We start from the raw sequence: 15,411 nt of genomic DNA, 5'->3' as shown, positions 1-15,411 counted from the left end.
ATAGTAAAGTGGAAATATCTGTTTTGGTCAGTGTTGCGTAGACAGTAACAATATTCAAGATTAAGTCATTTTTATTCGTGAATCGACATACAGCCTTAACCAACCAATTAGTTTTTGCAATGATGGACAAATAATGATTTCTGATACGCTTAAACAACGAGCTCAGGCATTCGACTATTTATTTGATGCAGTGGTTGTCACTGATATGCAGGGTATTATAGCGGATTGGAATAAAGGCTCTGAAGCCCTATATGGCTACTCTAAAGCTGAGGCTATCGGCCAGCCCGTTAATATTTTACATGTGCCCGAAGACAGCGTTCATATCTCTTCTGAAGTGATATCTGCGGTAGAGAAGCAAGGTAAATGGACTGGTGAAGTAAGAATGCTGCATAAAAATGGCAATATTGGCTGGGTTGAGTCTATATGTGTGCCTATTTATGATTCAACTAACCAGATGATTGGCGCATTAGGGATCAATAGAAATATTACTGAGCGTATCATCGAAACTAAGCGGCTTGAGCATTTAGCGCATTACGACTCCCTGACAAAAATTCCTAATCGTTATTTAGTACTTGATCGCTTAGAGCATTTAATCGCGCAAAGTGAGCGAAATAGCCTCCGCTTTGCGCTGTTTTATATTGATTTAGATAAATTCAAAATCATTAATGACACAAAAGGTCATGCGTTTGGAGATAAAGTATTACTCGAAACCGCACAACGGCTTAAACGGTCTATTCGTCACGCCGATACGGTTGCAAGAATTGGTGGAGATGAGTTTGTTCTGTTATTAGAAAACATAGCAAGTGAGGACGTTATTTCGTCAATGATTGATACTTTATCTAACAAGCTAAGCCAAATTTATACCATTAATGGTAAGCCGTTTGAGGTGAATTGCAGTATTGGTGTCGCAATTTATCCGGATGATGGCACCACGTCAGATGCCTTGCTTGCCTGTGCGGATAAAGCTATGTATAAATGTAAGAAACAACATCAAAATATCGAATGTTAATTCAACATTTAATGCTATTTCATGTGTATTTTTTTATATGACAACATCACCCACTCTTTATAAGTTCTGGTAGCAGCACTTAATCAAAAGTATCGATATATTATGTCCCACAGAATCCTTCTGTATCATAATTGAGATAACCATCTCAATACTATTAAGGACGTAAATGAGTAAGTTAAATTGGGGAATTGTCAGTACGGGCAGAATTGCTGCTTTGTTTTGTCAAGATATAGCGTTTGCTGAAAACAATCATTTATATGCAGTAGCTGCTAGAACTCAAGATGATGCTGATGTATTTGCGCAGCAATATCATGTAGAGAAAGCTTATCAGGGCTATCAAACCCTGTTTGACGATCCTGATGTTGATATCGTGTATATTGCAACGCCACATAATTTTCACTTCCAGCAAACCTATGATGCGTTAATGGCCGGGAAACATGTGCTGTGTGAAAAGCCGATGACAGTTTCGGTTGAAGAATGTCAAATATTGGTCGATTTAGCTAAAGCGAAAAACTTGCTGTTGATGGAGGCGTTGTGGACTTACTTTTTACCCGCCCTTAAACATGCTAAACAGTGGTTAGATGATGGCCTAATTGGTCAGCTAAAGCATATCAAAGTTGATTTTGGCTATCCTATTCCATTTAATCCTGATGATCGAGCCTATAATCCGCAGTTGGCTGGTGGTTGCTTGTTAGATATGGGGATTTACCCTTTGGCAATTGCTAATTACTTTCTTGATGCTGATATAGGCAATCTTTATGTTCAAGCACATTGCTGTGAAACGGGCGTGGAAGATGATGTCATTATCATAGCAAAAAGCGAGCAGGTGATGGTGAGTTTAGCCGCATCGTTTCAGTGCCGTTTGTCGAACAATGCTTATATAATTGGTGATAAAGGTTACATCATTATTCCAGATGCCTTTAGGGCGAGTAAATGTCACTTGTATCATCTTGATGAGCAAGTCGATACCTTTTCTGACAACAGGCAATCGCTAGGTTATCATTTTGAAGCAGAAGAGGCTTACAGACTAATTGAGAATGGCATATTTGAAAGTAAGGTAGTCTCACATCGACACAGTTTGCTGTTGCAATCACAAATGGCAAGAGTAAAGGCACTGATTAATAAAAGTTGATTTTCAGGCTGTTTGCCGGGACATTCAATGACAACTTTGATTGATTTAGTTGTTGTCAGTCAACCTTTGTTAGATCAACAGGTAATAGAAATGTTTTATACTTTTGCATGCTGTCTTGCCAATCTGGGTTGTTGCTAAGTAACACAATAAGGGGATTAATTGCCTTAAATTGAGTACTGAGTGCTTTGGGAGCCAGAATATGACGAGTATATTTGTCGTGAGGCTTAGAAGATAAGTAAAGTTGTTGATTTTGTTCGAGTAAGCCTTGGTAGTAAATGGATGTTGCTCTAGACACAATAGCAAAGTCAAAACGTTTTTTGATAAGCATATTAATCAGTTGTGATTCGTTAGAAGTGTCAATGCGAGTCATTAAGCCGTCAGCGACGAGTTTGTCTATAGTGTGATAACGAAAACCCAATATGCCCCCGACGACTTTACCGTACAAAGCTTGCTTATTAACAAATTCGACAGGATTAATTAGATGAGAAATTATATCATCTTGATCGCGCATTAGTGGCTCTGACCATAAATAAGTTGTTTTATCTTTGTCTTTAAACCAAAAAGGGTTTACGCCGATAACCATACCGTCAAATTTCTGTGTCTCGAGCAAATGATTAAGACGTTTTCGAGGAATGTAAGACACGCTGAAATGGTAATCTTGTTGCTTTTGGTTAAAAAAATGTGCCACATCATAAAGCAGGCCTATTTCATTTTTACTATCAATTACGTAAGGCGGCATATAGTGATAGGTATACAGTGATATATCCTGGCGTGTGTGTTTGCTTGTGGATGTTTCTCCCCACGCACTAAAACAGCTTAATAGTGTTACTAGTAAAATAAGTTTCAATCTGTACTCCTTTCCAGGTTGAGTTATTTACATCAATTTATCATTTCATCACATCACATAAATTAAGCTCAAAAGCCAAGCAATCCTATGCCTTGTTTTATACTAGCCTATGGTAACCAAGTTAGCACATTCTAATGTTGTAATTAAACCAAGATATTTTCATAAACAGTACTGTTAATCACTAAACTGCGATCCCTAATACATAATCTATTTAGTATTGTTGCTATATCTAAGTAACAAGATAAGCATAAGTGGCTGACTAATAGGCTCATTAGGTCCTTAACATTATCAATATTAGTTTCTTTGCATAATAAATGCTCAACATACCAATGTTTGGGTAAAACGTGTTACGACTGAATTGACCTTTAAATGTGTATTGAGAGGTTTTATGTTATCCCTATTTACCACATTAGCTGATTGGCTAGTATTTTCAGTATTGGGTTTGGTTCCCGGAACTAAACTCGGCGATGCGATTCAGTTTTTTATTGAAGACACCACTAAGATATTCTTCCTGCTAGTATTGATGATTTACGTCATAGCGTTGATCCGTGCTTCACTCAATATTAACCGGGTACGTGATTATTTAGCCTCAAAAAATAAATTTATGGGTTATTTAATGGGGTCAACATTCGGCGCTATCACCCCTTTTTGTTCCTGCTCCAGCATACCGATTTTTCTGGGATTCACATCCGCAGGAATACCTGTAGGTATTACCATGTCGTTTCTCATCACGTCACCGCTCATAAACGAAGTGGCAGTTCTATTGTTGTTAAGTTTAGTTGGATGGCAAATAACTGTTATTTATATTCTAGTAGGTATGGCAATAGGGATTGCAGCGGGGATGTTTCTTGATCTCATTCGGGCTGAAAAAATGTTACAGCCATTTGCACTTAAGGCATATCAAACCGCAAATCAGCCAGATAGCCCTCAGAAAACTCATACTAAGTTGACGTTTAAAGCACGGCACGATTTTGCCAAAGCGGAGTTGTTAGATATTTTAACTCGGGTATGGAAATGGGTTTTTATTGGGGTAGGATTAGGCGCAGCTTTACATGGTTTTGTCCCTGACTTGTGGTTTGCTGCCAATTTAGGTAGCGGCCAATGGTGGTCTGTGCCCATGGCGGTGTTAGCTGGCATTCCTCTGTATTCAAATGCAACTGGGATTATTCCAGTTATGGAAAGTTTAATCATTAAAGGGCTTCCGCTTGGTACAACATTAGCATTCTGTATGAGTACCGTTGCAGCAAGCTTTCCTGAATTTATCTTGTTAAAGCAAGTCATGACCTGGAAGTTACTGACTATCATTTTTATGCTTTTACTCGTTTCATTCACCCTTGTTGGGTGGATAATTAATGTTATTTATATTTAATGGGGGCCTTATGAAAAAAATAGAAGTGCTTGGCAGCGGATGTGCAAAATGTGTCAAAACGGCAGCATTAATTCAGGCAGTTGCAGATGATTGTGGCGTGACAGTTAGCGTGGTTAAAGAGCCAAGTCTTGAGGTATTACTTAAACATAATGTAATGAGTACGCCCGCGGTTGTAATAGATAATCAATTAGTGCACACAGGGTCTATACCGGATAAAGACGCGGTTCAGAAATGGTTGCTAAAATAGACTCACGGTAATGGCAGCCATAAATGGATTTACAAAGCTATATGCAGGATTATATCTGACGAATGGGTGAGTTCGTCTCCGTATCAGGCTTAATGTTTTATTTATCTTATACTTGCGTCTTTAATGGTTCCATCAGTAGAATGTAAAATCTACAACGGGTTCATTATTAAGTCGGAGTTTTCATTGAGGTTAATATTAAAATTAGTCAGCAGCCTTTTACTGCTGTTTATCATTTTTTCGACTATTTATTTTTTAGTTAATCGTGTGCCTGACCGTTCTGTCGAGCAACTTAAGCCACAATGGGCACAAACTCCGTCACAGTTTATTGATATCGCGGGTATGCAGGTACACTTACGGGATGAAGGGCCACGTGATGATGCGATCCCCATAGTGTTACTTCATGGTACAAGCTCATCGCTTCACACCTGGGATGGCTGGTCTAATGCGTTAAAAGATCATCATAGAGTTATTCGTTTTGACTTACCCGCCTTTGGGTTAACAGGCCCAGCTTTAGACAGCAATTACAGTATTGAAAGTTATTCCCGTATTGTTATTGAGGTGCTTGATAAGCTCGAGGTCGACCGTGCTATTTTGGTTGGTAATTCTTTAGGAGGGTATGTGTCGTGGGCTACGGCTGTTTTTTATCCTGATCGCGTTGCTCAGTTGGTGTTGATAGATTCCAGTGGATATCCATTTCAACCCGAGTCTATCCCAATAGGCTTTAGAATTGCCAGCACGCCGATTTTAAATAAACTCATGCAACAAGTGCTACCAAGGGGGCTTGTCGAAAGCAGTGTTAAAAATGTTTATGGTAATCCTGAGCTGGTCACCCCAGAACTAGTGGAGCGATATTTTGATCTTACTACCCGAGAAGGCAATAGGCAGGCCTTAGCCGAGCTGATGCCAAAACTCCGTTCCGGGCAGCTAGCATCGCGACTATCTGAGCTTAAACTGCCCACTCTGATTATTTGGGGTGAGCAAGATAGGCTTATTCCGCCTCAAATTGCAGACCAATTTCACCAGGATATTGTTGGTAGCCAACTAGTGCGCTTTAACGAACTTGGTCATGTTCCTCAGGAAGAAGACCCGCTTAAAACCGTTAATGCTTTCAAAGCCTTTTTAGCGCAACAACCAAAAGTGAATCGTTGAATATAAGTCGTTTTTTCATTTGTTGTTTGTCATGACTATGAATTTAATAATGCATTAATGTTAACAGGGTAGATGTTTTATGCGGCTAGATAAATTTGTACTTAAAAGTACATTATTTACTAAAGCTCAAGTTATAGATCAAATTAGTCTTGGTAATATCAGGGTTAATGGTGTGGTGAATACTGACATGATTAGCCAGGTGCATGAAAATAACCTGATTCAATTAAATGGGCAGACGCTTACCACAAGGCCATTTCGTTATATGTTGATGCATAAACAGGCTGACACCATTTGTTCTAATGCTGATGGCCATTATCCTTCGTTACTTAATAGCATCGATGTTGCCCATAAAGACGAGCTGCATATCGCAGGACGCCTAGATGCCGACACCACAGGGCTTGTGTTGATAACCGATGATGGACGTTGGTCATATAATATTACTCGACAAGAGTGTGTTTGCCGTAAAGTGTATCGAGTGCAGTTAGCTAAACCTATTAACCATGATGCAATAGAATTGTTTAAAATAGGCTTATTGTTGCAAGGTGAAAGTAAACCTACATTACCTGCCGAACTGGTTATTATGAGTGATACTGAGGTGCTGCTATCGATTACAGAAGGGCGATATCATCAAGTTAAAAGGATGTTCTTTGCCATAGGCAATCGCGTGAACGGCTTACATCGTCAACAAGTAGGTGAAGTGATGCTTGATATGCCAGTTGGCCAGTGGCGAGACTTAACAGCAGACGAAGTGAGTTCGTTTCAATAAGAAAATCAAACTGAAATGCTGCTAAATAAAATGTTAAAAAGGCTTTACCTGTAGAAGGTAAAGCCTTTTTGCTGAGCGGTGTAGTCATTATCAAATTGAGGTTAATACGAATAATATTAACCGGTTACTATAACCCTTGTTGGTATTGGGCATTGGTTGAAATGGTGACTAACTGCTTAAGGCTCGTTTTCGATTCAGTAATACCTTTCAGCACGTTTTCAAAATGGCTGACTAATTCCACTTTATCTATTTTAGCTTTAGAGCCTGAGCCTATATCGGTTAAGTCGATAAAGAACTCATCAAACAAATGCGATAAGTCTTCAACCGCGTCAATATTTAAAAATTGTTCGTGGTTATAGATACTTGGATAACCGCCTTTTTGTTTATCAACCGCAAATGAAATGCCTTTTACATTGGTGATCGTAGTGGCTTTTTCACATTTCAGCATACAGCCATCTTCAATACTGGGCTTGTTACAGCCAACCGTTTGCTGGAAAAAGCACTGTCTGCTGGTCATCATCAAAATAGGGTGGTAAATGCTGTAAAGCATTTTAAAGTTTTTTGGTCTAGCGATATTCTTAATTTGGTTGCGGTTTATTTCATTTGAAATAAACGCGCCAGCGCAATTCAGTCTCTCTTGCAATGTTAACAAAGCATAAGAGTTGGTGGTATTGAGAAACGGCCCAGCAATCCATTCAATCCCCATATTGGTTGCAATAAATGCCACGCCGGTATTGTTACTGACTATGCGTTTAGGTTTTACGGTTTCTAATAATCTAACGGATTCAAGGTAATCCTTACCAATTAATACTGCTGGAAACCACGGAATTAACCTTGGATTACGTAAAAATATATCAATGTACTTATTGTCATTAACTTTAAAGCTTTCAGGCAACTTAAAGTAAATGTCAGCGTCTGTGACATCACACAAATCAACATCTTTTTCATCGCAAATAAGCAATGACAATGTTGGCTGGCTATTTAATTTGGGGTAATGAGTTAATGCCGGTAAGGTTACCGCGCCTATGTATTGTCTTTTTGTCAGCTTGAACAACAGTTGATTTTTCATCTGCGTTAGTTGGCTAAAAGGAATGCTTAAGTCACTCTCTAACCCATCAAAATTAAACGGTAATAACTCAAATTCACTTTGCTTAAGACTTTTAAAGCGTTTTACTATTGCCGCTTCGTCAATACGAGAATCTGTTGCTAATGTCAGTGTTACTGCCGATTGAATTTCAACTGTGGTGTCTTTTGTGACAGCAGTAATGGTTAAGGGCTCGTTTAGCTTACCTGAGAAATGCAGTGACAAGCTGACTTTTTCAATGCTGAGTTGGCTGACCTTATCGGCTACCAGTGAAACGATGGCATCTTTCTCTGATGACAGTGTTTGCTGCGCCTCTTGAATTTGCACCACTGAAATGGCATTACTTTTATCATTGGCATGTTTAAAGCTGTTATCGCGCGGATTGTCGATAAACATGTCTTTAGTCAGGTTGCCCTTCAAAAAAGAGTTAGTAAAGTCGCGGTTAAACACTTTATAAAGATTTGAGTCATCTGACAGCAATTTGCCTGATTCCACAAATCTATCAATTTGCTTACGCCAGCTATCCACTACTGTATGGACATATTGCGCGCCTTTAATACGGCCCTCAATTTTTAATGAGTCAACCCCAGCGTCCACTAATTCAGGCAAGTCAAAATAAGCTGAGTTATCTTTGAGGTTTAGTGGAAACTTATTGCCCGCAGCAGTAATGTCATATTCATCACGACACGCTTGGCTACAGCGGCCACGGTTGCCTGAGTTGCCCACACTGACTGAACTTGAATAGCATTGGCCTGAAAATGCAATACATAATGCACCGTGCACGAAGACTTCGGTTAGTACATCTAAATCGTGTGCGTATCGGGTGAGGCTTTTTATTTCAGCCAGATTCATTTCGCGCGACAAATTAACCCGGGTTGCGCCCACTTTGGCTAAAAAGCCAATTTGGCCTTCATTGTGGGTGGTTAATTGTGTTGACGCATGGATAAGTAAGCTAGGGAAGTGTTTGTTGACTAGGTGAAACAAAGCCAAATCTTGAACAATAATGCCATCTATGCCGGTATTAACCAGTTGATTCAGCAATTTAACCAAAGTCGGTATTTCATTTTCAAGGATCACGACATTCATGGTCAAAAAAACTTCGCATTGATATCGATGGGCTAGGGAAATAACACCAAGAAGATCATCAAACGTAAGGTTAGCGGCGCGATTTCGTGCGTTAAAGGTTTCTAAACCACAATATACCGCGTTCGCGCCAGCAATGATTGCTGCTTTAATTGCGTCAACATCGCCGCCTGGTGCGAGTAATTCGATTTTTCTATTCATGATACTTTCGCTATTTGGGTTAATGTTGCTTAAAAGAAACAGGCGTTAAAGCCAAATCAGGTGCCAACTATTTTGATTCTTTATTGATTTTGTTGGTCTTGTTCTGCCTACAGCAAAACGGTTAATCAATATGAATCATCAATACAGTAGATATTCAGTGTTTACTTATCAAAACGGGAAGACTAAACGTTAGGGTAAATAAAAAGGCCTTCATTAATATTGTGATTCTTATCCCATAGCTGGATATCACAATGAAGGCCTTAATTTACGGTGTCAATTCCTGCTTACAACGGCGGTTGACTTGCAAGGTACTCATCAAATGTACCGTGGAAGTTAACCAATTTTTTATCTTTTACGTCAATAATGCGTGTTGCAAGTGATGACACAAACTCACGGTCATGGCTGACAAATATCAATGTGCCTTCAAATAATTTCAACGCTTGGTTCAGCGCTTCAATTGCTTCCATATCCATGTGGTTAGTTGGCTCGTCCATGATCAATACGTTAACGTCCATCATCATTAACTTACCGAATAACAGACGATTTTTTTCACCACCAGAACAGTTGCGCACTTTCTTGTTCGCGTCATCTTCAGTGAATAATAAACGACCCAACATGCCACGTACCATAAGGTCGTTGTGCTTAGGTGTACGCCATAATGACATCCAGTCAAATAAAGTCATGTCATTGTCAAAATCTGCGCTACTGTCCTGCGGACAATAACCAATGGCAGCATTTTCTGACCATTTAATCCGGCCATGGTTATGTTTAATTTCTTCAACTAAACAACGCAGTAGTGTTGTTTTACCCACGCCGTTTTCACCAATAATAGCCAGTTTTGAACCTGCGTCTAAAATAAGATCGCCATGTTCAAATAATACTTCATCAAAACCGTGCCCAAGCTCTTCTAACACTAATGCTTGGCGATGTAGTTTTTTACATTCAGTAAAGCGTATAGACGGGGTAATACGGCTTGATGATTTAACATCATCAAGTTTAATTTTGTCCATTTTCTTAGCGCGAGAACTGGCTTGTTTGGCTTTGGAAGCATTAGCGCCAAAGCGGTTAACGAAGTCCTGTAACTCTTCAATCTCAGCGCTCTTTTTCGCATTACCAGCCAGAAGCTGTTCACGCAATAAACTTGATTGTGCGAGGAAGTACTCATAATTACCAGGGTAAATCCGCAGTTCGCCATAATCGATGTCTGCCATGTGGGTACACACAGAGTTTAAAAAGTGTCTGTCATGGGAAATAATAATCATGGTGCATTTGCGTTTGTTTAATTCGTTAGCAAGCCAACTAATGGTATGAATGTCCAAGTTGTTGGTGGGTTCGTCAAGTAGCAGTATGTCGGGGTTGGCAAATAATGCTTGTGCTAATAACACTCGCAATTTCCAACCTGGGGCAACCTGTGCCATCAAGCCATAGTGAAACGACTCTTCAATGCCTGCTTCTAACAGGATTTCGCCAGCGCGACTTTCAGCGCTATAACCGTCCATTTCTGCAAATTGGCTTTCTAAGTCACCGACGCGCATGCCGTCTTCATCACTCATTTCTGCCTGGGAATAAATGCTGTCACGTTCTTGTTTCACTTTCCAAAGTGCCACATCGCCCATGATAACCGCGTCAACCACGCTAAAGTTTTCGAAAGCGAATTGGTTCTGGTTCAAGGTGCCTACTTTTAAGCCTGGCGAAATTGAAACATTGCCTGATGTTGGAGCCAGTTCACCACTGAGAATTTTCATGAATGTGGATTTGCCACAACCATTAGCACCAATCAAGCCATAACGATTGCCGTGGCCAAATTGCGCCGAAATGTTTTCAAACAACGGCTCTGGGCCAAACTGCATAGTAATATTTGCGGTAGAAATCAAAACATGTATCCAATTGAGTAATTACAGAATATTGATCGACAAAAAAGCGATAAACGGCTTTAGTGAGAATAAGACTGACTTGGGTGTATTAGTAGGCGCCGAATTATACAGGGAAGTAGTCAATTGTCGATTTATAATGCGATCTAGTTTGCATTATGAGGATGTGTTTTGCGGTTTATTTGTTTTATTGAATAATATATTTGCGATAAATTAACAATGGTTGAACTTTCAGCTGAATACTTAGAGGTAACCTAGTTAAACAAAGCCGGATGTTACTGATTAATAATGCCGTGTGATTCAATATTTATAGTGAGATTAATCCATTTCTGTTAGCGTTTAATCTTGTACAATTTAACCTCAAATAAGCCTAAGTAGCACGTCATGTCTAAAAATACCTTGCCTAAATCAGTCATTGCTAAGATTAGTGCCCCAAGTCTTTTATCTGAACGCTTTGTTATCCGTCGCTTCATAACGTCTGATTTAGTGGTTTTTTCTGAATATCGAAATGTTGTCGACATCGCCAAATATCAAAGTTGGACTGCATACAGTTTAGATGATGCTAAGCAGCTACTAGCACAAACGGATTACACTGATTTCGCTGTGCCAGGTAATTGGTATCAATTGGCGATTGCTGATCCATTAACCGATCAAATACTGGGTGACTTAGCGGTACATTTCATTGATGAACGACAAGTTGAAGTGGGCTTTACCGTTGCGCCACAACACCAGAACCAAGGTTTGGCAACACAAGCATTACAGGGGTTACTAGAGTATTTATTTACTGAGTTGAGGCTACATCGTGTTATTGCAATTACTGATTGTTTAAATAAAGCCAGTATAGCAGTGTTAGAAAAAGCCAATTTTCGACAAGAAGGCCATTTTAAGCAAAATGTGATGTTTAAAGGGAAGTGGGGCGATGAATACCTATATGCCATGCTAGCAAGTGAATTTAGTCAGTGTTAAGCCAATTGGGTTATTATCTTATTTTGGGCTCATTAACAGAATCACTTAATTAAGAAATAACATGGCTTGCAATCAATGTGATGAATCAATTTTTATACAAAAACTGGGGAGATGCTTCAGGTGCATGGCACAGTTAACGTCACTATCTGTGATCGGCTGGCCGTTATGGTGGTGGTTTTATGCAGAACAGCCAACTAAGGTAGAATCGATAGCGTTACTTTTTTTCTGTTCAGCTTTTAGTGCGTTATTGCTACTGCATCTTCTTTTTCTAGCTTACTATGAAATTAAGAAGCGCATCACGTGAATTGCTTATAAATAGGCTTAAAGGCTGGTAATATTGAATGTTTGCTTGTGTCATCATATCAGCTTGATATCTGTTTTTAACTCAGCTTATTGCAATAGAAAATGTCAATAACTCAGTACTAAAAGTAAACTCAAAAATAAAATGGCAATCTAAAGCTTATTTGCGTTTTTGCCATTTAAATAGTATCGAATATTTCCATAAACTATTAATAATCAAATAACCAATTGCAGCAAAAACCACGCCTAATACAAAGCAGCCGAGTAAAAAGGGTGGGCCAATTGTCGATATCGATGTTTCTACCCATTGCCAACTTGCTTCAAATTCAAAGGGCAACTTTTCAACCCCGAGTAATTTCACGCCTAATAAATAAGCCATATAGAACATAAATGGCATGGTGATAGGGTTAGTTATCCATACTAATGCCACTGCTAACGGAATATTAACGTTAAATAAAATGGCTAACCCAGCAGCAGCAACCATTTGAAATGGCATAGGCATCCAGCCAATAAATAACCCTACCGCAAAAGCCCCTGGGGCTGATTTACGATTTAATACCCACAAATTGGGTTTATCCAATAATTTACCAAACACCCGCAAATATTTATGCTTTTTCAGTGTTTTTGGATCAGGCATAAATTTTTGTATGAATTTTTTTGGCATCTTAAGTGATTACTGTCTTTACTAGTACCCTATGAATCGATTTATTTTCGGCTTCTGTATCAGTAGCCTCATTGGATTACTTTGGCCTGTAATCCCATCGCTATGGTGTTTACCTATTTGGTTACTCTTGGCTTTGGTCTGCCTTTTCAAAGCACCTAGATTAAGTGGTGCTTTTTTTGCTATTTTTTGGATAAGTATCTATTTCTATTCGTTAGACTTTCAGCCAGAAGTTACACCAAAAACTAACAAAACCTTTACAGCGGAGATAGTATCACTAGTAAATCATAACCGCGACTGGATAAGCATTGATGTGCGTGTAATTGAACCAAAATTAACCAATATTAATATATCTGGTTTATTTAAAACCATAACAGGCGATCAAATTTACCGTTTAACCTGGCAACAAGCGCCAAAAGTAGAGCTAGGTCAAATATGGCAGTTTGATTCAAAATTAAAGCCTATTACCAGTATAGCTAATCAAGGCGGTTTTAATCAGCAAAGGTATTATATTAATCGCCATATTGTCGCAAAAGGGCGAGTTAAACAGGCTGATTTGTTATCGTATCAGCCGTCTTTGCGCCAGCGTTGGTTAACTGAGTTTGCAGCCATTACCCCCAAGATAGCCAATGGTGATCTGCTACTGGCACTACTGTTTGGTGATAAAAGCCAAATATCTGATCAGCGCTGGCAGCAATTACGTCAAACGGGTACCGGCCATTTAATTGCCATTTCTGGATTACACCTGTCAGTGGTGTTTGGTTTAATATTCGGCTTGTGCTTTGTAATACTAACCCGGGTTAAGCTGGCGCAAATAGCTATGGCCAAAGTTAACTTGCAGTTCGGTATGTTCGCTGTTTATTTAGCATTAACTTTGGCAGTATTGTCAGCATTGGGTTACGCCTATCTTGCCGGCTTCGCTGTTGCCACTCAGCGGGCCTTGTTTATGCTGATATTCTTGGTACTGTTTAGCCTGTTAAAACAGCATCACAGTGTCTGGCAACGACTAATGTATGCCTTGGCAGGAGTGTTGTTTATTGACCCTTTATCAATGCTTAGCGCAGGTTTTTGGCTATCTTTTATTGCACTGGCCATTATCTTGCGCTTTGTTGATACCTCAGTAAGTCATGCTAAAAAAGTATACACAGATCATCATTGGCGACAAAAAGTGACAGGCTATATTGGGTCCCTCTGGTCAATTCAGTGGCGATTAGCCTTAGGTCTAGGGTTATTGCAAGCACTGTTATTTGGCACGTTATCGATTCACAGTATTTGGATAAACCTCATTGTTGTGCCCTGGTTTAGTATATTGGTGATCCCCATTGTATTGGGTAGTTTTATAGTCTGGCTGGTGTTGAGCCCCTTAATACATTCCGGCGGTCTAGCGAGTCTATTCCAGTTTTCAAGTGCAAATGAACTTAGCTTCGATAGTGTTTTATTTATTGTAGCAGACAAACTACTCGCCCCTTTTAGTCAGCTATTAACTTGGTCTAGTGACTTTAGTCATAATGTTGTTTACGTCAGTGAGTCATGGGTTGTGGCGGGTATGTTTAGTTTGCTGGGATGGACATTACTGCTGACATTTCGCTGGTCATTTAGCCGTTTACTTACTCATTCATTTAATGGCAGTAAATCAATATTCAATCAACCCGGTCAATCAAATAAGATAGCTAAAATTAATCATCATGGGATCATATTACTCACCGCTTTAGTAATGAACTTGCCATTAATACAATTGGCTATTAGCAAAATGTCGCAGATGGATAATAAAGGCGATCAAAGTCAGGTTTTTACCTTAAATGGCCCAATTTATCTTCATGTACTAGATGTAGCACAAGGTTCTGCCATCGTACTTCAACAACAACACCGAGCCATGATTTATGATACCGGCGCAGCCTTTGGTGACTTTAGTTATGCTGAACGGGCAATATTGCCTTTTCTACAGGCAAGGGGCATCACCCAGTTAGATTATATTGTCATAAGCCACCATGATAATGACCACAGTGGCGGGTTAATACCGATGTTAACGGCATTTCCCAACACCCACTTGATTGCTGATAATGGCAAGGCATTAATCAATCGAGCGGCTGACCTGGTTAACATTAATATCAGTGATTGCCATTCAGCATCATGGCAATGGGGAAGGGTACAAATATCCACTTTGTCAGATCATTTAGGCTCAGATAAAGATAACAATCAATCCTGCGTAATCATGCTGAATATCGAATTTGAGAATGATCACCTTCAAACTGTTGAACAAGGTGCAGACCATCTTGGTAAAGGTGAACTAATGAATATACTTCTACCCGAATTAACCGCGAAGGCTTTTGCTGTATTGCTGACGGGTGATATTGAGGCGAAAAGAGAGCAAAGTTTAATATCAAACAAGCAACAGATAGATGCTGATATTGTGTTTGTGCCGCACCATGGCAGCCGTACTTCATCTACCGACACTTTTATTGATGCCGTGTCACCACAATTAGCCATAGTGAATGCGGGTTTTAATAATCAATACGGATTTCCTAAATCTGATGTGATGGCGCGTTATCAACAACGGGGGATAAAGACTCTTATCAGCGGAGAACAGGGACAAATTAGTATCAAGTTTAAACACACTGGTTATCAAATAAGCACTTATCGCAACGATTTAGCGCCATTTTGGTATAACCGTTTGTTTAGATTTGGCCAGATAGTTAAAGCAGAGTAGAATGTCGCTTATGTTTGTC

Annotated in this window: 13 protein-coding genes; 9 read left to right on the top strand and 4 right to left on the bottom strand. The window is 39.5% G+C overall.

The annotated features are described in order from the left end of the window. Window positions 1-133: 133 nt before the first annotated feature. Both ACRWP9_RS12460 and ACRWP9_RS12455 read left to right on the top strand, forming a co-directional pair. Complete coding sequence (locus ACRWP9_RS12460; protein WP_434926270.1) at window positions 134-1,009, top strand: diguanylate cyclase domain-containing protein; 876 nt, start codon at window positions 134-136, stop codon at window positions 1,007-1,009. Window positions 1,010-1,175: 166 nt separating this feature from the next. Continuing rightward, window positions 1,176-2,141 (top strand): Gfo/Idh/MocA family protein, encoded by a 966-nt coding sequence (locus tag ACRWP9_RS12455; RefSeq protein ID WP_434926269.1) that lies wholly within the window; start codon window positions 1,176-1,178, stop codon window positions 2,139-2,141. A gap of 55 nt (window positions 2,142-2,196) precedes the next feature. On the opposite strand, the gene ACRWP9_RS12450 is transcribed toward ACRWP9_RS12455, so the two are convergent. After that, a complete protein-coding gene (locus ACRWP9_RS12450; RefSeq protein WP_434926268.1) occupies window positions 2,197-2,988 on the bottom strand; it encodes a hypothetical protein in 792 nt (263 codons plus the stop codon). Window positions 2,989-3,376: 388 nt separating this feature from the next. On the opposite strand from ACRWP9_RS12450, the gene ACRWP9_RS12445 reads away from it, so the two are divergent. The 4 genes from ACRWP9_RS12445 to ACRWP9_RS12430 all read left to right on the top strand — a co-directional run bounded on the left by ACRWP9_RS12445 (window position 3,377) and on the right by ACRWP9_RS12430 (window position 6,519). Beyond that, window positions 3,377-4,357 carry a permease gene (locus tag ACRWP9_RS12445; protein ID WP_434926267.1) on the top strand — a complete coding sequence of 327 codons (981 nt, stop codon included), beginning with the start codon at window positions 3,377-3,379 and terminating at the stop codon, window positions 4,355-4,357. A 10-nt stretch (window positions 4,358-4,367) separates the two neighbouring features. Beyond that, complete coding sequence (locus ACRWP9_RS12440; RefSeq protein WP_434926266.1) at window positions 4,368-4,604, top strand: thioredoxin family protein; 237 nt, start codon at window positions 4,368-4,370, stop codon at window positions 4,602-4,604. A 183-nt stretch (window positions 4,605-4,787) separates the two neighbouring features. Continuing rightward, window positions 4,788-5,753 carry an alpha/beta fold hydrolase gene (locus ACRWP9_RS12435; protein ID WP_434926265.1) on the top strand — a complete coding sequence of 322 codons (966 nt, stop codon included), beginning with the start codon at window positions 4,788-4,790 and terminating at the stop codon, window positions 5,751-5,753. Between the two features lie 79 nt (window positions 5,754-5,832). Beyond that, the gene (locus ACRWP9_RS12430) at window positions 5,833-6,519 is read left to right on the top strand and encodes a pseudouridine synthase (RefSeq protein ID WP_434926264.1); all 687 of its coding nucleotides are present in this window, start codon (window positions 5,833-5,835) and stop codon (window positions 6,517-6,519) included. A gap of 127 nt (window positions 6,520-6,646) precedes the next feature. On the opposite strand, the gene ACRWP9_RS12425 is transcribed toward ACRWP9_RS12430, so the two are convergent. Both ACRWP9_RS12425 and ACRWP9_RS12420 read right to left on the bottom strand, forming a co-directional pair. Then, on the bottom strand, window positions 6,647-8,887 hold the full coding sequence (locus ACRWP9_RS12425; RefSeq protein ID WP_434926263.1) for a peptidase U32 family protein: 2,241 nt from the start codon (window positions 8,885-8,887) through the stop codon (window positions 6,647-6,649). Window positions 8,888-9,171: 284 nt separating this feature from the next. Continuing rightward, on the bottom strand, window positions 9,172-10,761 hold the full coding sequence (locus tag ACRWP9_RS12420) for an ABC-F family ATPase (RefSeq protein WP_434926262.1): 1,590 nt from the start codon (window positions 10,759-10,761) through the stop codon (window positions 9,172-9,174). Window positions 10,762-11,142: 381 nt separating this feature from the next. Between ACRWP9_RS12420 and ACRWP9_RS12415 the strand changes: the two genes are divergently transcribed. Together ACRWP9_RS12415 and ACRWP9_RS12410 are read left to right on the top strand one after the other, a co-directional pair. Further along, window positions 11,143-11,724: a GNAT family N-acetyltransferase gene (locus ACRWP9_RS12415; protein ID WP_434926261.1), complete on the top strand. Its 582-nt coding sequence runs from the start codon at window positions 11,143-11,145 to the stop codon at window positions 11,722-11,724. A 61-nt stretch (window positions 11,725-11,785) separates the two neighbouring features. After that, entirely contained in the window at window positions 11,786-12,028 is a 243-nt protein-coding gene (locus ACRWP9_RS12410; RefSeq protein ID WP_434926260.1) for a DUF3624 domain-containing protein, read from the top strand. Window positions 12,029-12,184: 156 nt separating this feature from the next. Here the strand turns inward: ACRWP9_RS12410 and ACRWP9_RS12405 are convergent, their stop codons facing one another. Further along, window positions 12,185-12,688 (bottom strand): DUF2062 domain-containing protein, encoded by a 504-nt coding sequence (locus ACRWP9_RS12405; RefSeq protein ID WP_434926259.1) that lies wholly within the window; start codon window positions 12,686-12,688, stop codon window positions 12,185-12,187. A 31-nt stretch (window positions 12,689-12,719) separates the two neighbouring features. On the opposite strand from ACRWP9_RS12405, the gene ACRWP9_RS12400 reads away from it, so the two are divergent. Beyond that, complete coding sequence (locus ACRWP9_RS12400) at window positions 12,720-15,392, top strand: ComEC/Rec2 family competence protein (RefSeq protein WP_434926258.1); 2,673 nt, start codon at window positions 12,720-12,722, stop codon at window positions 15,390-15,392. Window positions 15,393-15,411 lie beyond the last annotated feature (19 nt).

Source organism: Shewanella sp. HL-SH2 (assembly GCF_051164935.1).
Taxonomy (GTDB): domain Bacteria; phylum Pseudomonadota; class Gammaproteobacteria; order Enterobacterales; family Shewanellaceae; genus Shewanella; species Shewanella glacialimarina.
The sequence above is the reverse complement of the archived record's forward strand: the minus strand, read 5'-3'. Positions and strand labels throughout refer to the sequence as shown.